A 19,185-nucleotide genomic window follows, 5' to 3' on the forward strand; every position below is an offset into this window, starting at 1 on the left:
GCGTCCGGTGCGTCCGATTCGGAACCGAATTGATGCAAGCTAAACAAACGACAGCCGAAAAGCTGCGTCTAAGGAAGCGGGATTATGGCCATGGCGGATGAAGCCGGTGGTACTCGAAACAAGAGATTGGGGCGCGGACTGGCCGCACTGATCGGCGATGTCAGCACCGATGCGCCCAGCGGCGGCGGCAATGCGGATGATGCAGCGGGTGCGCATGGACGCTCCGGTATCCGCAAGATCCGGATCGAATATATCCGGCCCAATCCGCGTAATCCGCGCAAGACCTTTAGCGAAGATGATCTGAGCGACCTGACCGAATCCGTGCGCGAGAAGGGGGTCGTGCAGCCGATCCTTGTTCGCCCGTCGGCAATCGAGAAGGGTACGTTCGAACTCATCGCTGGTGAACGGCGCTGGCGGGCGGCGCAGAAGGCGGGGCTCCATGAGATGCCTGCGGTCGTCCGCGATGTTACCGACCAGGAAGCGCTCGAGCTCGCGATTATCGAAAACGTGCAGCGCGCCGATCTCAATCCGATCGAAGAGGCGTTGGGTTACGATCAGCTTGTTGCCGATTTCAATTACAGCCAGGCGGCATTGGCGAAGGTGATCGGCAAGAGCCGTTCGCACGTGGCAAACACGATGCGGCTGTTGAAGCTTCCGAACGCGGTGAAGGATTATCTGGCCCAAGGTCTGCTGACCGCAGGTCACGCACGAGCTCTGATCACCGTGGACGATCCGGCTGCCCTGGCCGAGATCATTGTGCAAAAGGGCTTGAGCGTTCGCGACGCGGAAAAGCTCGCCCATGACCCGGAAGCGTTGAAGAAGGCAAAGGGTGCTGCGCTGAAGCCGGCCGACACGGTCGCCCTGGAGAAGCGCCTTTCAGATGGTCTCGGGTTGGCGGTCGCAATCAACAACAAGCCGAATGCGGAATCCGGTGAACTGAAGATCAAGTATAAGTCGCTTGAGCAGCTCGATCAGGTCTGTCGCCTGTTGGGTGTCAGTAACTAACTGATATAATTAATATTTTAATGAAAAATCCTTCCACTGGTGCGGGGGCCTTTGTCTTTTTGGGCTGTTCCGTGAGCCTCACGGCAAAGTCTCTGCGAAACGCGGGTTAGCGCGTTTCTCTTAGACTGGCTGCATTCAGAAATGCGCCATCTGCGTTTCGACCTTCTTGAGGAAGGAGGAGCTGTCGGTATCAGTTGCGCGGCTCATGTCGTAGAGCGCGAGGTAGTTCAGCGGCGCCATTGGTTTGATCTGAGCGCGCAGGACCCGCTTGACGATCTTGCGCGGGGGATCTCCCGCCAGGAAGGCCCCTGTCCGTGAGCCGCCATAATGGGTAACGGCGGCGAGTTTGGTGATGTTGTGGAGGCTCGGCACCACCTTGCCATTCTCCATCCGGAAGGAAACGCCAGGCAGGAAGACCCGGTCGAAGAAGCCCTTCAACATTGCCGGGAAACCGAAGTTCCAGACCGGATAGCACAGCACCAGCGCTTCGGCCTGTTCCACCCGTTTGACGTAGTCCGCAACATTCGCCTGGTTGCGATCGAGCTCGTGATAGTCGATGCGCTTCTGACGGGAGAGGGCGGGGCTGAAGCCTTCGGCATAGAGATCGCAATCATCGACCTCGTGGCCGGAGACTTTCAGCGTCTTGACGACCGTTTCGTGCAGTGAGGCATTGAAGCTGGTTTCGACCGGGTGGGAGTAAAGAACAAGGATGCGCACGTGAGATTTACCTCAAACCTTGGAACAGGAACCGCCCGTCGGCCTTGAAGTCGAAATCGGGGTTGTCCCAGGTGATCATCTTGCCGGGGTTGAGCAGGCCCTTGGGATCGGCTTCACGCTTGAAGGCGAGTTGTTGTTCGTCGGTCTGCTTCATGCCGCCCTCCTCAAGGGTGTAGCGGTGCGGATTGAAGATTGGCAATTTACTTCCTCGTGCAGGCGGATGATCTCGTCCAGGCGCTCCTCGCTCGTGTAGCGCACGACCGGCAGGCCGAAGCAGGTGACATTGCCGTCGAAACGCACGAATTCCAGGTGCCCCGGCAGCTCGTCGCCGAAGAGTTTGGTCATCGCTTCGACCTTGGCCATCTGATCGGGGTAGGGGTAGAGGATCTGAAGATAGGTGATGCTGGAATCAACCCGCAGGCCGCGCAGCGTGGTGTGGTTCCAGGCCAGTTCGAAGACCGGCGGAAGCCCTTTCTTCTCTTCTTCGCCTGCCGTGTCCGACCGATAGACGATTGATGCCTTCCGATGCTCTGCGAAGGCCGTCAGGGCTGGCATGGCAAAGGGGGCGACAATCTTATCACGCAGACGGACTGATCGGGCCTCAGGTACTTCCTGTGGCGCAGGAAATACTCATGCGGCACCGGGGCAGCGATAACTCCCAGTTCCTTCAACAGAATGCCGTCCTGGGCGCCGAGTGCATCGGCGAAGCGCGCGCCGTCCATGAAGGTGTCAAAACCGACGATCACGTCGACCCAATCGTAGGCAGCGGTCAGCGGCATCTCGACTTCGGTGATGACGCCGTTCGTGCCGTAGGCATGCATGACCTTGGCAAGATCGGCGCCGGTCATGTCGAGAACCCTCGGTTCCGCTTCCATGGTCACGACGCGCGCGCTGATGACGTTGCCGAGATCGCGCAGAGCTCTCCAGCGGATCTAACCGATTCCGCCCGATCCGCCCGTAACGAAACCGCCGACGGCGGTGGCTGTGCTATAGGTGGAGGGATGGAGGCGCAATTCCTGACCGGTTTCGCTCGCCGCGTCATGGATTGCCGACAGCAGCGCTCCGGACTCGCAGACGATGCGACCGGGGCCGATGTCCTTGATCCGGTTCATCTCCGCCAGATTGAGAACGCCGCCGCCGGCCAGAGGCATGGCCTGACCGTAGTTTCCTGTGCCGGCGCCACGGACGGTTACGGGCACATCGTGCTCGTAGCAGGCCTTGAGCACGCGGACGGCGTTTTCTTCAGATTTCGGGGTAATGACGACGTTGCCGGAGACCTGATCGAGCTGCTTTTTCAGGACCGGCGAATACCAGAAGAAGTCGCGGCTCTATCTGTTTGACGATCGAGGGATTATCCTCGATGGAAAGATCGCTGAGTGTCTTCAGCACCGGTTCGAGACCGGGAATTTCGGCGCTCATGATGCACCTCCCATAAGATCATCGAGTTCTCGGTAGTCTGGCAAGGCGGTGTCTATGGGCCTACCGTAACGGAAAACATCGTGCGACGCCCTAGGCCGCGCCATGATTTCAAACAAATCGCGTCCTTGAAATGCGATGAAGTCGGCCCGCCCGCCAACCTGCAGGAGACCGTGCTCCGGCTGGCGCAGGATGCGGGATGGTGTCGTGGTCACCGCACGGATCCAGTCGGAGGCCGGATGATCGAAATGCGCGATCCGCGTCGCCTGGGTGAAGACTTCGATCATGTCGAGATTGCCGTAGGCATAGAAGGGGTCTCGAGTATTGTCGGAAGCGACCATGACGGGAACATCACGGCTCTTGAGTTCGTGCAGAAGCGTGATCCCCCGCCAGCGCGGCGTACCGGGGGCAGAGCCGGGGTTTCGCCGTCCCTGCAGGTACATGTTGCACATGGGGAGCAAAACGATGGCGAGTCCCGCCTTCGCGACGAGATCCATCGTGCGGTTGGCTTCGTCCTCCTCCTGACAGGCCAATGAACAGCAATGGCCGCAAAGGATATTTCCGAAAAATCCGTTGCGGATCGCCGCCTCGGCAATGTGCCGGAGTGTCTGGACTTGCGGATCCGATGTCTCGTCGACGTAGAAATCGAGATCGAGACCGCGTGCCCCCGCCGCCCGCATGATCGCATCGAGGTGTTCGTCGAGGCGCGGGATCATATAGGTGACCGCGCCCAGGACTCCGTTTGCCGCATTTACGTGATCCACCGTCCTCTCCAGGTAACCGTCGTCGGCATCCAGCCTTTCAATGCCGAACAGGCACGATCCGTGTAGCTATATGCGGTCCGACCAGTCCTGAACGACTTCGCACAGGATAGGCCAGGAAATCTCGTTTTGCGGCGGCAGGCTGTCGATATGGGGCCGGATCAGCGACGTGCCGTGCGCGTAGGCGCAGCGCAGGGCGAAATCCATGTGTCGGCGGACTTCTTCACCGGACCAGCTGGTAGCCCTGTCCTCGAAGGTTGCATTGAGCGTGCTACCGAAGGTGCGGTCTCTGTTGGGACGGCGCGGCCAGATGTGCCCCTTGTCGAGATGGGTATGGCAATCGACCAGTGTTGGGAGGACCATGCCACCATCGAGATCGATGTTGGGTTCGGTGCCTTGATCGAGGCTTCTGGCGGTTGCGAATTGCGTGAACTTGGCGTTTTCGACGCGAATATCGATCCGGGCGAGATCTTCGGACTCGGATATCTGATCGATTCCATCGGTCACGAAGGTCGATACGGTGGCGTTCGTGAGCACATAGCTGTCGGTGCTGTTCAGAACAGCGAAGTCGGTCACGTCAGTTTTCTTTTTTCAGCGCGTTCTCGTGCCATTTGTGAAACAACAGGTGGGAGATCGTGTTCGTGGTGAGGAAGAGCGCGGCGAAGAGGCGGGGAATGTTGAGGCGGAACTGGGATTCCAGCAGGTGGAAGGCGAGACTGGATTCCGCACCGGCGGAGCCGGCGGCGAATTCGGCAACGACCGCGGCGATGAGGGCGAGACCCCCGGCGATCTTGAGGCCTGCAAGGAAGAAGAAGAGGGCGTTCGGCATTTTCAAGTAGACCAGCGTCTGCCAACGACTTGCGCCATAAAGCTCGAACAGGTTCAGAAGGTTATGGTCGGTCGACTTCAGCCCCTGCACCGTGTTGGACAGGATCGGGAAGAAGGCAACGATCCAGGCGCAGATGAGCAGGGTCGCTTGTGTGGAGGGCGCGTAGATCAGAATCAGCGGTGCGATCGCGACGATCGGCGTGACCTGCAAGACGACCGCGTAAGGATAAAGCACGAGCTCGGCAAAACGCGATTGCGCCATGAGAACAGCGAGCGCAATATTGCCGACGAGCGCGATGGCAAGCGCGGTGAAGGTGATCTTGAGCGTGACGAGGAGCGCCGGTCACAGGATCGGCCAGTCGGTATAGAGAGTCTCGGCCATGCGCATAGGACTCGGCAGAATGTAATGCGGCACGTCGAAGGCCCAGACGTAGAACACCCAGACGCCGGTCAGAAGCACCAGCATCATCAGAGGGATGGCGATCCGCCAGAAGGTCGCCGCGGTCTTTGCGGTCTCGGTGGCGGATCCGATTTTCGTCATGACCGCCCTGAGCGAACGCGGTCCCGGTGCAGCGGATTGAACGGTTGCCATCGTCATGCCGGTTCGCTTGCCTCCATCGCGCTTTGCAGGGCCTCCGAGGCCCGGCGGCAGAAATCGTTGTAGATGACGGAGGTGCGGAACTCCTCCTCTCTCGGGTAGGGCGTGTCGATGGGAATGTCCTCCATGACGCGGCCGGGACGGGCGGCCATGATGATAATCCGGTTGGAGAGGTAGACGCTCTCGAATACGGAGTGGGTTACGAAAATGACCGTCCAGCCGAATTTCTCCCACAGGTGCAGGAGATCGTTGTTGAGCTTGAAGCGGGTAATTTCGTCGAGCGCGGCGAAGGGTTCGTCCATCAGCAGCAGCTTCGGCTTGGTGACGAGCGCACGCGCGATGGAAACGCGCATCTTCATGCCACCGGACAGTTCGCGCGGATAGCTCTTGGCTAAGCTTTCCAGCCCGACCATCTCCAGAGTGTCCATCACATCGGCCTGGGCATCCGCCTTGGAGCGGCCCTTGAGCCTCAGCGGCAGATAGACGTTGTTGAAAACGGTGGCCCACGGCATCAGCGTGGGTTTCTGGAACACGAAACTGATGTTCTGATCGGCAACTCCGTTTGCGGAGATGGCGTCGGTGCCATTGGCGCCCTTGTGCCACTCGACGCTGCCGGGAGAGGCGTCGCCGAGCCCGGCGACGATGCGCAGTGCGGTGGACTTGCCGCATCCGGAAGGTCCCAGAAGGCTGACGAAATCTCCTTCGCGAATGTCGAGCGACATGTCGCGGAGCGCGATCGTGCCGTTGGCAAAGGTCTTGGAGACGTTTCGGAGAGAAACGAGGGTCGGCGCAGTCTGCGCGGCACAGCTCGTCTGTTCTTTGTTCTTGAGTGTGATTGTCACTTCATCGGTCCGTTTAGCGCCAGGAGAGCCGGTGGTGGTCATGGATGGATGCGAATTACGGTTTCTGACCGGGCGGAGCCCTCGGCCCGAGGCTTCGGGCTCCGCCGCGATTTGACGTTTAAGTCGGCCTTCGAAGGGAAAAGGTCGGCCTAGTTCTTGATGTCCATGCCGACGCCCTTGCAGATGAATTCGGTCGTGTAGACCTTCTCGACATCGAGATCGGCATTCACCACGCCCGCCTTGACCATCTGGTCGTAGAATGCAGTGATGTGGCCCGCGTTCATGCATCCGATGCCCTTTTCCAGGGCCTCTCCCGATTCAATCAGGCCAAATTCTTTCATCGTCTTGATCGAGAAGGCGATCTGGCTATCCGTTATCTCCGGATTGTCCTTCTTGATGGCGGGATTCGCGGTTTCGTTGTCGCCATAGAGATAGTTATAGCAGCCGATGATCGAGGCTTCGACGAAACGCTGAACGAGATCCTCGTTCTTTTTGACGAAATCTACCTTCGCCTCGATCGTGGTCGAGTAGATCTCAAAGCCGGCATCGGCGAGAAGGAAAAGCTTCGGCTTGAAACCGCCTTCGGTTTCGATCACATAGGGCTCGGAGGTGATGTAGCCCTACTGCGTGGACTTCTTGTCGGCGATGAAGGGGGCCGGGTTGAAGGTGTAGAGCTTGTACTGCGCGTCGGAGAAGCCCTCATAGACGTTCTACATCCATTGGAAATAGGAGGCGGAGCCGTCCTTGCCCATGAAGATGGTCGGCAGGCTCGCCAGATCCTCGAATTTCTCCAGCCCCTGATCGGGGTGGGCGATGAGAACCTGCGGATCCTTCTGGAAGATCGCGGTGACCTCGATCAGCGGAATACCCTGTTCGACGGCCGAGAACGAGTCGAGCAGGTTGCCGTTCATGTAGAAGTCGATCTTGTCGGCCATCAGCAGCGCGCGGTTTGCCGCCTGCGGACCGCCCTGAACGATTTCCACGTCGAGGCCGTATTTCTCATAGGTGCCGTCGACGACGGCCTGATAGAACCTGCCGTGTTCGGTCTGAGCGAGCCAGTTGGTTTCGAATTTCACCTTGTCGAGCTCGGAAGCGGGAGCCGCCGCGGCCAAGGTTCCCGTAAGTGTCAGGACCGCAAACGCGATCTTTGCCATGCGATTCATTTGTAAATCCCCCTGCTGATTCTGCGGGTCTTTCCAAGTCGTGCCGCCGGCTGCGATGAGCCCGTGCAACCAGACAAAAATCACAAGAGACATACCTCTCGGGGAGATTTGCGGTCGTGTTCGTGAAATATAATTAAAAAGTTAAATATTAGACGAGAGAGGCTTGGCTCTTGAGTGTCGCAACTTGCCTAGCGGAAGAGGATCGACTTCCGTTGCCTAAAAAATAGTCTCTCACAGACTGTTTGGAAGACGAAGCTCGACCGTACGGTTGTTCTTTGTGCTACAATGCCGGACCGGGTTCGCGCGAATTTTCCGCAACGGCGAGATTTGCAGTTTCGTTCCGGTGGACTAGCGTCTACGGGAACAACTCGGAGGAGTTTGCGATGTTGAGGCATCTTGTGCCTGACCAGATACGCACGCCGTTCGCACGTTACAGCCATAGGGTCGAAATACCGGCGGGATGCCGGATGCTCGTGTGCTCGGGCCAACTCGGCATCGGCGCGGACGATGCCATCCCGGAAGGGGCAGAGGCGCAGTCCAAGGTTTGCTTTGAAGCCTATCCGGGCGCTTCTGCGCGAGGAGGGTATGGACGTTACCGATATCGTGCGCCTCAAACGCCTACTGTTACAGCTCGCGAACACATGGCGGGCTACATGGCTGCGCGGGATGCCTTTATCGGAACGCCATCCCCGGCTTCCACGCTGATGATCGTCTCCGGCTTCACCCGCGAGGATTTCGTCTTTGAAATCGAAGCGCTGGCGGCCAAGACTGACTAATTCTTCCGGCTCAAGGTCGGCAAAAGACAAAAAGAGGTTTCAATGCGTCTGTGGATCAAGAACCCGATAGCCATTCTCGCGGACGACGCGGAACGCGGCGTTGTGGTCGAGGGCGGGGTTATCGTCGAATGCGTGGGCAAGGGGACGGAACCGCAAGCCCACGACAAGGTTTTCGACGCATCGCGGCATGTGTGATCATGCCGGGGCTGGTCAACACGCATCACCACTTCTTCTAGACCCTGACGCGTGCGCATCCGTCTGCCATCAACAAGGAGCTGTTTCCCTGGCTCAAGTCGCTCTATCCGATCTGGACCAGGAACGTGACGCCTGAGATTTTTCGGCTCGGGACGCGCTTTGCGCTGACCGAACTCCTGATGTCCGGCTGCACGACCGCCTCAGACCATCACTATCTCTTCCCCGCCGGGCTTAAGAACGCGATGGATATTCAGGTGGAGGAGGCTCAACGTCTCGGCATCTGCATGACGGTGTCGCGCGGATCGATGGACTTGTCTGAAAAAGATGGAGGGCTGCCGCCGGACGGCGCGGTTCAGGACGAGGATACGATCATCGCCGACTGCGAGCGGGTTCTTTAGAAGTACCATGACCCGTCCGAAGGCTCGTTCATTCAGGTGGCGCTCTCTCCTTGTGCGCCATTCACCGTCACCAAGCATCTCATGACCGAAAGTGCGCGGCTTGCGGACAAGTGCGATTGCCGCCTGCACACGCATCTGGGCGAAACGCTGGATGAGAACGACTATTGCGAACATCATTTCCAGTGCCGTCTGGTGGATTATCTGGAAGAGGCCGGCTGGCTCAATGGTCGGGTTTGGCTTGCGCACGGCATTCATTTCAACGATGACGAGGTGAAGAAGCTCGGCCAGCATTGCGTCGGGGTCTGCCATTGCCCGACCTCCAACATGGTGCTCGCCTCCGGTCAGTGTCGAACCAGGGAACTGGAAGCCGCCGGAAATCCGGTGGGCCTCGGCGTCGAACGACAATTCCAACCTGATGGGAGGGGGTTCGGCACGCTTTGATGATCAATCGGCTGACCTACGATGCCACAGTGAGCCATTTCGATGTGTTCCGCTGGGCGACCGAAGGATCCGCCCGTTGCCTGGGGCGCACCGGTATCGGCAAGATCGAGGTTGGCCGTCAGGCGGACATGTCGTTCTACACGCTCGATGAGTTGCGCTTCTCCGGTGGCGGCGATCCTCTGGCGACGCTGGTGCTCTGCGGAGCGCATTCGGCCGACCGGGTCATGATTGCCGGTGACTGGAAGGTCGAGGACGCGGTGCCGGTGCGTATGGACATAGAGCGTCTGCGCTTTGAGCACGGCGAAGCGGCAAAGCGGTTTCTGGAAGGGCTTTGACATCCGACCGCTGATGTGTACCAAATAGCGCTTGGCGGTCCCGGAATATGGTCGGGGTCGCCCCCCGTTTTGACTGCTTCCGGTTAAACCGATTTAGCTTTCAGATCATTCGTATTCCGTACAAATCATTGATTTTCCTGCGTCATCCGCCGCAGTTTTTGATCTATGTTAAAGCTGCTCGCAGCCCCTTGCCGGGAAGGTGCGGGCCTCAACAAGATCAACATCCCGACCGGAGGATTCTCATGGAACCCAAGGGGGAATATTATCAGCTCGATCGGCTTCTGCACCCGCCCGCGCTTGCTCCCAACTACAAGACGGACGTGACCCGATCGTACAAATACGCTCTGCTGTCGTTGCAGAATTCCTTGTCGGAGATGACGGGTCCCGTCTTCGGCCACAATGAACTCGGTCCGCTCGACAACGATCTCATTCGCAACTACGCGAAGGACGGGGATCCGATCGGCCAACGCATCATCGTTCACGGCCGTGTTCTGGATGAAAACGGTCGTCCGGTGCCCAATACGCTGCTGGAGTTTTGGCAGGCCAATGCGGGCGGACGCTATCGGCACGAGAAGGATACCTACCTGGCGCCGATCGATCCGAATTTCGGCGGTTGCGGTCGCACGCTCACTAACGAGGACGGGTACTATTTCTTCCGCACCATCAAGTCGGGTTCGTATCCGCGGCGCAACTTCGTCAATAACTGGCGTCCGGCCGACATCCACTTCTCGATCTTCGGCCCGGCGTTTGCCCAGCGCCTGATCGCCCAGATGTATTTCGAAGGCGATCCGCTGATCTGGTCCTGCCCGATCGTGCGCGCCATTCCTGATGACGAAGCCATCCGCGCACTCATCGTGCCGCTCGACATGAATGCGACGGTTCCCCTCGATTGCCGTGCCTACAAGTTCGATATCGTGCTGCGCGGACGGCGTTCGACCATGTTTGAAAACCGACTGGAGGGGAACTGAGCCATGGTGCAGCCTCTGAACTATCTGCGCGAAACCGCATCCCAGACGGCCGGTCTCTACGTTCATATCGGCCTCATCCCCAAACAGGTGGGTTTCGATATCTTCGAAAATCAGCTCGGGGAAACCATGGTGACGCCGCAAACGAAGGGCGAGCGGATCACCATCGAGGGGCGCGTTTTCGATGCAACGGGAACGCCGTTGTGCGACGTGCTCTTGGAAATCTGGCAGGCCAATGCCGAGGGGCGCTACAATCACCCCGAGGACAATCAGGACAAGCCTGTCGATCCCGATTTCCGCGGATGGGGGCGGATCGGCTCGCACTTCGATACCGGCGTCTATCGTTTCGAGACGATCAAGCCGGGCGTTGTGCGCGGACGCAACGCTCGCGCGATGGCGCCGCATATCAATTTCTGGATTGTCGCGCGCGGCATCAATATCGGCCTCAACACGCGGATGTACTTCTCCGATGAAACCGAGGCGAATGCCAAGGATCCGGTTCTCAACCTGATTGAGCTGAAAAAACGTCGTCAGACGCTGATTGCAGACCGTCAGGAGCGGGACGGCGAGGTGGTCTATACGTTCGACATCCACCTGCAGGGCGATCAGGAAACCGTGTTCTTCGATATCTGATCCGTTCCCACCGTTTGAAAAGATGAAGGCCGATCTCCCATCTCGGGAGGTCGGCCTTTTTTATCGGATCAAGGGATGAGCGGGCAGGCTCAGATCACAAGCGAACCGACGAGGCGGCTGGATTGCTCGTAAGCGCGTTGGGCCGTGAGATTGTTGTCGGCGGTTTGCCTGTCGGATGATCGGGTTTGCTCAAGTGGGCTTGCCTGATCGACGTCCTGATTGGTGTCCGCAGTGATGCCTGTTTCTTCCCCGTCCTCTCTGCCATTGAGTTCTTCCGCCTGCAATTTGACCAGCTCGGCTTGTGCTTCGGCGCGCATCTGGCGTGTTGCTACGGCGACGCGGACATCCTGGGGGGGGGAGGGGTCGGCAGGAGCGAGCGCGGTGCGCTCGACCTGTTCGGCCTTGGCGATCGTGGCGCTGGGGGTCTGTTCCGGGGAAACGTCGATAGCGACCTCTCCGCCGACGACATAGGTCCGGCCGTCAGGGCCGTGTTCTGTCTCGTAACTGGGAGATCCGGCGGGCTCCGCCGACCGAGGCATGCGCCTGTTTATGCGCCCTGACTTCGGCTTCGCGCTTTTTCAGTCGCTCGACTTCGCGTTCCTCCTCCTCGCTGAGTTCCTGAGAAAGCGCGTAAGAAGCGTTGTTCGTTTCGTCTTTGGCTTTTGAGTTTTCGGGAGACACAAGTCTTTGGGGGGGGGAGGAGAGAGACTGTCCTCCCGAGAACCTTTCAAGTGCCGCTGGGGGGGCGGCGTAAGATCCTACTGCTGCGACCATGGATCTTAGCCAAATAAACAGTGTCCGATGGTGAAATAACTCAGCGTAACAAGCGTTTCATTTTCGCGTGAGCCACATTGGCAAAGTCGACAAGAAGGTGAGATTTGGATGCGCGACGAGCTGTCACTGCGGCAAAAAGGGATTTGCATCCCTCGATCACGCCGCACACGCCTTTATCGAGCTTTTGCAGGACGTTGACCGCTTCGATCCCGACCGCCTCTGGCGGCCGGAATAAGGCGGTAGAGCGCCCTATCGGGAGAGCGGGGCGGCGGCCAGCCGTTCTTCGGCGAGTTCGTCCGCAACGACCTGGGTCGGCCGGTCTTCCGCATCCGCGCGTTCGAAGATACGGGTGAGTGTATCGCCTATGGCGACGGTCTTTTCACGAACCAGCGTGTCCTCGTCTCTTGGCCCGGCGAGTGCGATGGAGATGATGCCGCCTGCGTTGATGGCATAATCGGGCGCATAGAGAATTCCGGCGCGACGCAACCGCTCTCCGTCCTCGTCGGTGGCTAGCTGGTTGTTGGCCGCACCAGCCACGATCTTTGCCCGGATCTCCGGGATGGTCACCGAGTTGAGCCCGGCGCCCAGAGCGCAGGGGCAGAAGATATCGGCGTCCACCTCATGGGCGCGTGTCGGGACGATGGATTTCGCTCCAAAGGACTCGACTGCTCGTTCAACGGAAGCCGTGTTTATGTCGGAAACGACGAGTTTGGCGCCTGCCTTGTGGAGATATCGGATGACCGCGAACCCGACATTGCCGAGACCCTGGACGGAAACGATCAGCCCGGTTGGATCGTCCTTCTGCAATCGATAGCGCATGGCTGCCTTGATGCCTTCGAAGACACCAAGTGCTGTATAGGGTGAGGGATCGCCCAAGCCGGTGCGTGACGTTCCCAGCGCGTAGGTGGTCCGACGGCCGACTACATCCATGTCGGCGCTTGAGATGCCGACATCCTCCGCGGTGAGATATCGGCCCGAAAGATTGTCGACCTGGGTTCCAAAGGCCTCCAGAAGGGCTTCCGTCTTGTCCGTGCTCGGATCGGCGATGATGACGGCCTTGCCGCCGCCGAGATCAAGACCTGCCAGCGCGTTCTTGTAGGTCATTCCGCGCGACAGGCGCAGCGCATCGGTGAGGGCGTCCGCATTGCAGGCGTAACGCCACATGCGGCATCCGCCCGCCGCCGGCCCAAGCCGCGTGTCGTGAATGGCGATGATCGTCTTCAATCCGGTTACAGGCTCATGGCCGAAGACAATCTGTTCGTGGTTCCTGAATTCGGGATGATCAAATGCCGTAGCGGCGTTGACCTTATGGGCCGTGTGGGATGTCGATACGTTCATTTTGTCCTCATTTCAGGGAAGGTGCCCGGGACGAGTGCGAGCGCTGGGCGGATCTTGTTTTTCTATCTCGCCAAGATCCGGCTGTTGTTGAGCCGGAATGCATCGCCTCGTGTAGTCTATACCCTGCGTCAGTTTATCCGCTTGAGGATAATAAACTTCATAACTGGAATATACCTGTCAAAATATAGCGAATTTCCGATCTCTGGTGTGAGATAACTCTCATATTTAGCGATTGTGAATATGTTCTATCCGAAGGACCTCTCATTTAAGCACGAATCCGTACGGACTACCTCAACGAAATTCGCTGCGGAAATTCCGTCTTTCGCCGCGAAGATTGACGACATGTTTGTCTGCGCTAAAGCCAGCGATCAGGTCCGGTAATCCGGATTTGCTTTTGTCGCTTTTGCACCGCAGGAAAGGGCACGCATCCAGCGATCGCTCTTCAACACTTCGCGGGAGGGTCCGTGTTATGCGATCCAACTATCTGAAATTTGCGGCGAAAGCCGTCATTGTCGGCCTCACCGCCTGGATTGCCGGTGCGGGCGCGGCCTCGGCGCATCCTCATGTCTTTGTCGAAGCGCGCAGCGAAATGGTCTTCGACAATCAGAGCAGTCTCGTCAGCATTCGGCATGTTTGGCGGTTCGATGCGGCGTTCACCGCATTCGCGGTTCAAGGTCTTGATGCGAATGGCGACGGGGCCCTGTCGCATGAAGAGCTTCAACCCCTGGCGAAAGTGAATGTGGAATCGCTGAAGTAGTATGATTTCTTCACGTTCCTGACGGTCGACAACAAGGATCAGCTGTTCCTGCAGCCTTCCGAGTACTGGCTCGATTTTTCCGACGGTCGCCTGACCCTGTTCTACACATTGCCGCTCAAAACGCCCCAACCGGTGAAGGCAAAAGCCGTCTCTCTGGAGGTCTTCGATCCCACCTATTTCGTTTTCGTGGATTTCGCGATCACCGAGCACGATCCGTTCGTTTTGACCGATGCACCTGCCGGGTGCGATCTCGAGGTTCATCTGGCCGGATCTCCGAATGCCGCACTCGCTGCTCAATTGGCACAGATTCCGGCCGATGTGTGCGACCTGCCTCCTCAATTTCAGGCCGAGACGTCGACCTGGTCCAACGAAGCGCGTGTGATGTGCCCATGAGCGAACCGGGGCTTCTCCGATATCGATCCGATCCGGCGGGCCAGACGGTTCTTGTTGCGGCGCTTGGCGTTGGTCTGTTCGCAATCTCGCTGGCAACGGCACAGGCTGCTTCCTCGCCGTTCGGGGTGGGGTTGCCGGAGCCTTCGGCCATGCCGGGCGGGTGGTTCGCCGGCTTCTTTGCCTGGATCGCGCGCAATCAGGCGACGTTCATCGTTCTTTGACCGAGGCTCTGCAAAGTCTGAAAGCCGACGGGTCGGTCGGATGGTGGCTTGCGGGTCTTTCCTTCATTTGCGGCGTCTTTCATGCCGCGGGGCCCGGTCACGGCAAGGCGGTCATCTCGACCTATGTTCTCGTCAATCGCCAGACGATCAAAAAGGCGGTGGCCCTGTCGTTTACCTACGCTCTTGCCCAGGCGGTCATGGCGATCACGAAGACCACCGAGATCTTCGAAATCGGCTCCTATGCCCTGATTGTTGGGCTCGGCGGCTGGATGATCTGGACGAAGGCATTGCACGGCTCGCTTCGTCTGTCGCACGGTTCCTGCTATTTTCACGATCACGAGCATCATCACGTCCATCATGGTCATGGAGAAAACTGCTCCTGCGGCCACAGTCATGCGCCCGATCCGGCCATGCTGGAAAAGCCGGTGACATTGGCGCGTGCCTGGTCGGTCATCCTTGCGGTTGGGTTGAGGCCCTGCACGGGTGCGCTGATCATTCTTGTTTTTGCGCTGTCACAAGGGCTTGTTATCGTCGGCATTGCTTCCACCTTTGTGATGGCGCTCGGCACGGGACTGACGGTTTCGGTTCTGGCTGTATTCGCCGTTACCGCTCGCGGCCTTGCGATGCGTTTTGCAGGAGAGGGCAGCGCGCTTGCCTACAGACTTCACCGGATGGTGGAGATCGGCGGATCCGTGTTGGTCTTCCTGCTCGGGCTTGTTCTCCTCACCGCGGCGATCGGCTGGCGGTGAGCTGCGCGCTGATGGTCAGAGGCGGCGCAACGGGTTAGAGAACGGCCCACTGGCTTTAGAGGGTGTCCAGTACGCCCTATCGAACGGGACGATGATGTTGATGAGTGACTCTGAGAAATCTGCCAATTCGCCTTCCGATGGTTCCGATAAAACGCCGCCGACCGGGTCCAATGCGTCGGGACCGGCGTTTCCGGCAGATCTTCTGAGTGGCTATGCGCGCTATCGCGAGGGGAGCTTCCTGCCCAATCAGCGAGCGCTTGAAGATTTGGCGATCTACGGGCAGAAGCCGAAAGTGCTGGTGATCAGCTGCTGTGATTCACGTGTAACACCCGAAAGCATCTTCAATGTCGGGCCGGGAGAGCTGTTTGTTGTGCGCAATGTCGCCAATCTGGTTCCGCCTTACGAGGAGCACGGCGACTATCACGGCACCAGCGCTGCGCTGGAATTTGCGGTTCATGGGCTGAAGGTTGAGCATATCGTCGTCATGGGACACGCGCAGTGCGGCGGTATCGCAGCGTTCCGTTCCGAGAATTCAAAGCCGCTGTCTTCCGGTGATTTCATCGGCAAGTGGATCACGCTTCTGCAGCCCGCAGCGGTTGCCTTGGCCTGCAACCCGGTCGAGCCCGGTCTGGATCCGCAGATGGCGATGGAATTTGCCGGCGTTCGCCAGTCGCTGAAGAACCTGCGGACCTTTCCGTGGGTCAAGAATCTGGAAGAGAACGACCGGCTTGCCCTGCACGGGGCGTGGTTCGATATCTGGACCGGAAAGCTCAAGGTCATGCAACGCGAGGATGGCGTCTTCGTCGACGTCTGATGATCGGACTTCAGACCGGATCGAACGCGTGGCCGATGACCCGGTGCCGGATTTCCCCTGGCGCGGGCAGATCGCGCAAGGCGTCGTGGTGCGGTGAGCGTATGCAGCTTGGATCGGTGGTGGCCGCATCGCCCGTCAGCGCGAAGGCCTGACAGCGACAGCCGCCGAAATTGATCTCCTTGCGCGCGCACGATCGGCAGGGTTCCGGCATCCAGTCGGTGCCGCGGAAGCGGTTGAAGCTAAGCGAGTTTTCCCAGATATCGCGAAGCATGCGCTCGGTGATGCGATCAAAGGTCAGGCCGGTGATCGTCTGCGCGGTATGGCATGGCAACATGGTCCCGTCGGGCGTCAACGCAAAGGCATCGGCTGCCCAACCGCCCATGCAGGGCTTGGGATAATCGGCGTAATAGTCAGGTGTGACGAAATCGATATTGAGCTGTCCGACCAGCTCGTCGCGGATCCGTTCCACATACTCGACCTGCCGCATGACGGCGTTGCGGTCGGGTAACAGGCTTGCCCGGTTGAGAGAAGCCCAGCCTTAATCTGGACATTGGCGATCTCCAGTCGTTGGGCATCAAGCTCCATGGCGAGCGCGACGAAGTCCGGCACTTTCTCGATATTGAGGCGGTGGATCGGCGCGTTGATGGTCAGTGCAAGCCCGGCTTCGCGGGCCCAAGCTGCGACCGCGCGCTTCTTTTCATGAGCGCCGTGATACCGTCCCACCAGCTCCGTGGTGTCGGCACATGCGCCCTGAAAACTCACCTAAATATGCCGAAGATCGGCGTCCCGGAACGCAAACAGACGGTCGCGGGTGAGGGTGACGTCCGTCGTGATCAGGTTCGTATAGACGCCACTTTTTGAGAGGTCGGCGATCAACCCTTCCAGATCCCGGCGCAAGGTGGGCTTGCCGCCGGACAAATGGGCTTGGCGCACCCCGAGTTCCTCCGCTTGCGCGAAGGCGTTCAGCCAGTCCTGCGTTCCAAACTCCCTGTCGGCCTTCAATAGGTTCAGCGGATTTGAACAATAGCCGCATTGAAGGGGGCATCGGTGGGTCAGTTCCACGAGCATGCCGAGGGGAGGGGAGACCGTCATGCACATGCCCCGAAAGGTTCGGTCTCATCGTGACATGTCGGTGTGACGTCGATCAGCAGCCTGTCGCTCCAATCTTGCAGGAAGGCGATGAGGTCCGTTTCGATCTCCGTTTCGGGCGCGTCGTATTCACGAGCGAGCCCCCTGGCGATGGCGCGAACGTCGGCGGTTCCGTCGCAACGCTCAAGGATTGCCGTCGATATCTCATCCGGCCAGAGCATCTTTTTCCGGCGCAAGCAGGATGGATCTGCCGTAGAGCGCATCGAAGCGCAGTTGAATATGGTCAGGCAGATACGGCCGACTGGCGGGCGTGATCATGATGCGCGCGCGGCGCATGGCCTGCAGATCCTCGGGGCAAAAGGCGCCCGGCGGCGTGTTGGCCGGATCGACATAAGCATATTCCAGCGCATCCAGCATGGCCCAGAGCATGTCGCACTTGGCGATCAACGCGTTGACGGCATCGGCCTGCTTCTGCGGGGTATCGGCATTCGTACAAACATAGGCGAGCGCGAAATCCGCATCGCGCGGGGCCTGGGTGAGGCGCGGGGTGAAATAGGTTAGCGTTTCCTCGGTGATGTAGTCGTACCGCGCCAACATCGCAGGAACGCGTTGGGCAATGGCGGCCTCGGAGAACATCTCCGTCAGCGATGAGGCAACGGCGACGAGCAGCGAATGCTTGGTCACGAGATCGATATAGGAGACAACCGCGTAGCGCGTGGCGGGCAGGGCGTAGCGGGTCGAGATCACCATCTCGGGATCGAAACTGACGCCTTCTGCCAGCTTGATCCAGCGCCGGATCGCGCCCTCCGAGCCCGCATCGTCCCCGTCATGATCGACGATGTGCTTGCGCCACTCGCGGTGAAAGGCCGGATCGTCCGATTGCGCGAGGATGAGAGCATCTTTTCGCGGGATCACGGCCTGGTAGCAATAGCGGTTGAGCGCCCAGGCCTGCATCTGGGCCCGGGTCAGCTCACCAGCGTTCATTCTCTGATGGAAGGGATGGAGGATATGGTAGCGCGCTGCCCCAACGCTACGCAGTGCGGCTTCCAGCTCTTCGTTCGTCAAAAGACGATCACCACTTCCCATGGGCAGAAACTTTGCCGCCGGGCCCGGGTTGTAGTTGGAGGAATTCGTTTCGGGCAGCACATCGCTCAGCGTTTCGGCCAGCGCGCTCATAGCTCGATCTTCATCCCGTCATATCCGATTTCCCATCCCGCCTGCATAACGACCGTTTCGGCCTCGGACCCCGGTTCAAGGATTGGATTGGTTGTGTTTATGTGCACGAAGATGCGTCGACCGTCGGCGATATCGCGGAGAGCGTTGAGAGATCCGTTCGCGCCGGAAATCGCCATATGGCCATGCGGGCTCCGGTCTTTTCGCCCACGTCTGCGCGCCGCATCTCGTCATCCTCGAACACCGTTCCTTCGAATAGCAGCCCGGTAATATGGTCGACGTCGGCATTGATCAATACGACCGTGCCGATGGGCGTGTGGCGCGCGGGCCCGGTTGCAGAACGGGATTTGCCGCGATCTGCTGGCGAATATCGGGCGAGGCATTGAAGACCGCCCATGTCTTCCCGTCGGCGTTTGCCGCCATGCTCGATTGCGTGCGGGCGAGGACGCTGGGCCTACCTTGGCGAACGGCCTGGCTCAACGCAGCGTTACAATTCCATTGCGGAAATCCGCCGCCCGCGGCGGAGCCGAGAATCAGAAATTTCACGGCTTGTGGTCCGCCTGTTATTTCTTGCGGCCGCAGCTGCCGATCTCGGCGGGCATGTAACGGGTGACTTCGAAACCAGCTTCGACGCTGGTCATGGTCGGCTTTTTTCAAGTCTTCATGTCGCTTCCTCCTCATTGGCTGTTAAATACAGCGAGGATCAGCGTAGCGAAGAGAAAGACGGGAGAAATAGGACTTTAGTGCCAGTCCAGCTTACCGTTAGCTGGACTGGCAGAAAGATATCTCGAATACAGAAATTCC

18 protein-coding genes and 5 pseudogenes are annotated in these 19,185 nt (G+C 59.0%); 9 read left to right on the forward strand and 14 right to left on the reverse strand.

Annotated features, from left to right (window positions below):
• Positions 1–90 precede the first annotated feature (90 nt).
• Positions 91–1,005, forward strand: a complete 915-nt coding sequence (locus tag QNJ43_RS05760; protein ID WP_300468551.1) for a ParB/RepB/Spo0J family partition protein — start codon at positions 91–93, stop codon at positions 1,003–1,005.
• 135 nt (positions 1,006–1,140) lie between these two features.
• On the opposite strand, the gene QNJ43_RS05765 is transcribed toward QNJ43_RS05760, so the two are convergent.
• The 7 genes and pseudogenes from QNJ43_RS05765 to QNJ43_RS05790 all read right to left on the reverse strand — a co-directional run bounded on the left by QNJ43_RS05765 (position 1,141) and on the right by QNJ43_RS05790 (position 7,321).
• Positions 1,141–1,722 carry an NAD(P)H-dependent oxidoreductase gene (locus QNJ43_RS05765; RefSeq protein ID WP_300468170.1) on the reverse strand — a complete coding sequence of 194 codons (582 nt, stop codon included), beginning with the start codon at positions 1,720–1,722 and terminating at the stop codon, positions 1,141–1,143.
• 7 nt (positions 1,723–1,729) lie between these two features.
• Positions 1,730–3,141 (reverse strand): annotated as a pseudogene (locus QNJ43_RS05770) (FAD-binding oxidoreductase).
• Positions 3,138–3,902: an amidohydrolase family protein gene (locus QNJ43_RS26790; protein ID WP_346432870.1), complete on the reverse strand. Its 765-nt coding sequence runs from the start codon at positions 3,900–3,902 to the stop codon at positions 3,138–3,140. Before QNJ43_RS26790 ends, QNJ43_RS05770 begins: the two are co-directional and overlap by 4 nt.
• A 66-nt stretch (positions 3,903–3,968) precedes the next feature.
• The gene (locus QNJ43_RS26795; RefSeq protein ID WP_346432871.1) at positions 3,969–4,475 is read right to left on the reverse strand and encodes a hypothetical protein; all 507 of its coding nucleotides are present in this window, start codon (positions 4,473–4,475) and stop codon (positions 3,969–3,971) included.
• Position 4,476: 1 nt separating this feature from the next.
• Positions 4,477–5,268, reverse strand: a pseudogene (locus QNJ43_RS05780) (ABC transporter permease).
• 53 nt (positions 5,269–5,321) lie between these two features.
• Positions 5,322–6,161, reverse strand: coding sequence for an ABC transporter ATP-binding protein (locus QNJ43_RS05785; RefSeq protein ID WP_300468553.1), 840 nt, complete (start codon positions 6,159–6,161; stop codon positions 5,322–5,324).
• 155 nt (positions 6,162–6,316) lie between these two features.
• Positions 6,317–7,321, reverse strand: a pseudogene (locus tag QNJ43_RS05790) (ABC transporter substrate-binding protein).
• Positions 7,322–7,797: 476 nt separating this feature from the next.
• Here QNJ43_RS05790 and QNJ43_RS05795 point away from each other — a divergent pair.
• The 4 genes and pseudogenes from QNJ43_RS05795 (at position 7,798) to pcaG (ending at position 11,073) form a co-directional block, all read left to right on the forward strand.
• On the forward strand, positions 7,798–8,106 hold the full coding sequence (locus tag QNJ43_RS05795; protein WP_300468173.1) for a RidA family protein: 309 nt from the start codon (positions 7,798–7,800) through the stop codon (positions 8,104–8,106).
• A 42-nt stretch (positions 8,107–8,148) separates the two neighbouring features.
• Positions 8,149–9,475 (forward strand): annotated as a pseudogene (locus QNJ43_RS05800) (8-oxoguanine deaminase).
• Between the two features lie 242 nt (positions 9,476–9,717).
• Positions 9,718–10,443 carry a protocatechuate 3,4-dioxygenase subunit beta gene (gene pcaH, locus QNJ43_RS05805; RefSeq protein WP_300468175.1) on the forward strand — a complete coding sequence of 242 codons (726 nt, stop codon included), beginning with the start codon at positions 9,718–9,720 and terminating at the stop codon, positions 10,441–10,443.
• Positions 10,444–10,446: 3 nt separating this feature from the next.
• Complete coding sequence (gene pcaG, locus QNJ43_RS05810) at positions 10,447–11,073, forward strand: protocatechuate 3,4-dioxygenase subunit alpha (protein ID WP_300468177.1); 627 nt, start codon at positions 10,447–10,449, stop codon at positions 11,071–11,073.
• A gap of 89 nt (positions 11,074–11,162) precedes the next feature.
• Here the strand turns inward: pcaG and QNJ43_RS05815 are convergent, their stop codons facing one another.
• Positions 11,163–11,612, reverse strand: coding sequence for a putative metalloprotease CJM1_0395 family protein (locus QNJ43_RS05815; protein WP_300468179.1), 450 nt, complete (start codon positions 11,610–11,612; stop codon positions 11,163–11,165).
• 484 nt (positions 11,613–12,096) lie between these two features.
• Positions 12,097–13,185 carry a Glu/Leu/Phe/Val dehydrogenase dimerization domain-containing protein gene (locus tag QNJ43_RS05820; RefSeq protein ID WP_300468181.1) on the reverse strand — a complete coding sequence of 363 codons (1,089 nt, stop codon included), beginning with the start codon at positions 13,183–13,185 and terminating at the stop codon, positions 12,097–12,099.
• A gap of 469 nt (positions 13,186–13,654) precedes the next feature.
• On the opposite strand from QNJ43_RS05820, the pseudogene QNJ43_RS05825 reads away from it, so the two are divergent.
• From QNJ43_RS05825 to QNJ43_RS05840, 4 genes and pseudogenes are all read left to right on the forward strand, one after another.
• Positions 13,655–14,335 (forward strand): annotated as a pseudogene (locus tag QNJ43_RS05825) (DUF1007 family protein).
• Positions 14,332–14,556 carry a hypothetical protein gene (locus QNJ43_RS05830; RefSeq protein ID WP_300468183.1) on the forward strand — a complete coding sequence of 75 codons (225 nt, stop codon included), beginning with the start codon at positions 14,332–14,334 and terminating at the stop codon, positions 14,554–14,556. The pseudogene QNJ43_RS05825 and the gene QNJ43_RS05830 overlap by 4 nt, the downstream one beginning before the upstream one ends.
• A complete protein-coding gene (locus QNJ43_RS05835) occupies positions 14,553–15,305 on the forward strand; it encodes a nickel/cobalt transporter (protein WP_300468185.1) in 753 nt (250 codons plus the stop codon). Before QNJ43_RS05830 ends, QNJ43_RS05835 begins: the two co-directional genes overlap by 4 nt.
• A gap of 100 nt (positions 15,306–15,405) precedes the next feature.
• Positions 15,406–16,119, forward strand: coding sequence for a carbonic anhydrase (locus QNJ43_RS05840; RefSeq protein ID WP_300468187.1), 714 nt, complete (start codon positions 15,406–15,408; stop codon positions 16,117–16,119).
• A gap of 10 nt (positions 16,120–16,129) precedes the next feature.
• Here the strand turns inward: QNJ43_RS05840 and QNJ43_RS05845 are convergent, their stop codons facing one another.
• The 5 genes from QNJ43_RS05845 to QNJ43_RS26800 form a co-directional block, all read right to left on the reverse strand.
• The gene (locus QNJ43_RS05845; protein WP_300468189.1) at positions 16,130–16,606 is read right to left on the reverse strand and encodes an SPASM domain-containing protein; all 477 of its coding nucleotides are present in this window, start codon (positions 16,604–16,606) and stop codon (positions 16,130–16,132) included.
• Positions 16,607–16,881: 275 nt separating this feature from the next.
• Positions 16,882–17,211, reverse strand: coding sequence for a radical SAM protein (locus QNJ43_RS05850; RefSeq protein ID WP_300468191.1), 330 nt, complete (start codon positions 17,209–17,211; stop codon positions 16,882–16,884).
• The gene (locus QNJ43_RS05855; RefSeq protein ID WP_300468193.1) at positions 17,208–17,429 is read right to left on the reverse strand and encodes a PqqD family protein; all 222 of its coding nucleotides are present in this window, start codon (positions 17,427–17,429) and stop codon (positions 17,208–17,210) included. Before QNJ43_RS05855 ends, QNJ43_RS05850 begins: the two co-directional genes overlap by 4 nt.
• The gene (gene pqqC, locus QNJ43_RS05860) at positions 17,413–18,384 is read right to left on the reverse strand and encodes a pyrroloquinoline-quinone synthase PqqC (RefSeq protein ID WP_300468195.1); all 972 of its coding nucleotides are present in this window, start codon (positions 18,382–18,384) and stop codon (positions 17,413–17,415) included. The genes QNJ43_RS05855 and pqqC overlap by 17 nt, the downstream gene beginning before the upstream one ends.
• 97 nt (positions 18,385–18,481) lie before the next feature.
• Complete coding sequence (locus QNJ43_RS26800; protein ID WP_346432872.1) at positions 18,482–18,778, reverse strand: hypothetical protein; 297 nt, start codon at positions 18,776–18,778, stop codon at positions 18,482–18,484.
• Positions 18,779–19,185 lie beyond the last annotated feature (407 nt).

It is taken from the genome of Breoghania sp., from assembly GCF_030066895.1.
Classification (GTDB): Bacteria; Pseudomonadota; Alphaproteobacteria; order Rhizobiales; family Stappiaceae; genus Breoghania.

Excerpts from the sequence above, each read along its gene's own strand:
- QNJ43_RS05760 (WP_300468551.1), top strand. The coding sequence starts at position 91 with ATGGCGGATGAAGCCGGTGGTACTCGAAACAAGAGATTGGGGCGCGGA.
- QNJ43_RS05795 (WP_300468173.1), top strand. The coding sequence starts at position 7,798 with ATGCTCGTGTGCTCGGGCCAACTCGGCATCGGCGCGGACGATGCCATC.
- pcaH (WP_300468175.1), top strand. The coding sequence starts at position 9,718 with ATGGAACCCAAGGGGGAATATTATCAGCTCGATCGGCTTCTGCACCCG.
- pcaG (WP_300468177.1), top strand. The coding sequence starts at position 10,447 with ATGGTGCAGCCTCTGAACTATCTGCGCGAAACCGCATCCCAGACGGCC.
- QNJ43_RS05815 (WP_300468179.1), bottom strand. The coding sequence starts at position 11,612 with ATGCCTCGGTCGGCGGAGCCCGCCGGATCTCCCAGTTACGAGACAGAA.
- QNJ43_RS05820 (WP_300468181.1), bottom strand. The coding sequence starts at position 13,185 with ATGAACGTATCGACATCCCACACGGCCCATAAGGTCAACGCCGCTACG.
- QNJ43_RS05830 (WP_300468183.1), top strand. The coding sequence starts at position 14,332 with ATGAGCGAACCGGGGCTTCTCCGATATCGATCCGATCCGGCGGGCCAG.
- QNJ43_RS05840 (WP_300468187.1), top strand. The coding sequence starts at position 15,406 with ATGAGTGACTCTGAGAAATCTGCCAATTCGCCTTCCGATGGTTCCGAT.
- QNJ43_RS05845 (WP_300468189.1), bottom strand. The coding sequence starts at position 16,606 with ATGCGGCAGGTCGAGTATGTGGAACGGATCCGCGACGAGCTGGTCGGA.
- QNJ43_RS05850 (WP_300468191.1), bottom strand. The coding sequence starts at position 17,211 with ATGACGGTCTCCCCTCCCCTCGGCATGCTCGTGGAACTGACCCACCGA.
- QNJ43_RS05855 (WP_300468193.1), bottom strand. The coding sequence starts at position 17,429 with ATGCTCTGGCCGGATGAGATATCGACGGCAATCCTTGAGCGTTGCGAC.
- pqqC (WP_300468195.1), bottom strand. The coding sequence starts at position 18,384 with ATGAGCGCGCTGGCCGAAACGCTGAGCGATGTGCTGCCCGAAACGAAT.
- QNJ43_RS26800 (WP_346432872.1), bottom strand. The coding sequence starts at position 18,778 with ATGGGCGGTCTTCAATGCCTCGCCCGATATTCGCCAGCAGATCGCGGC.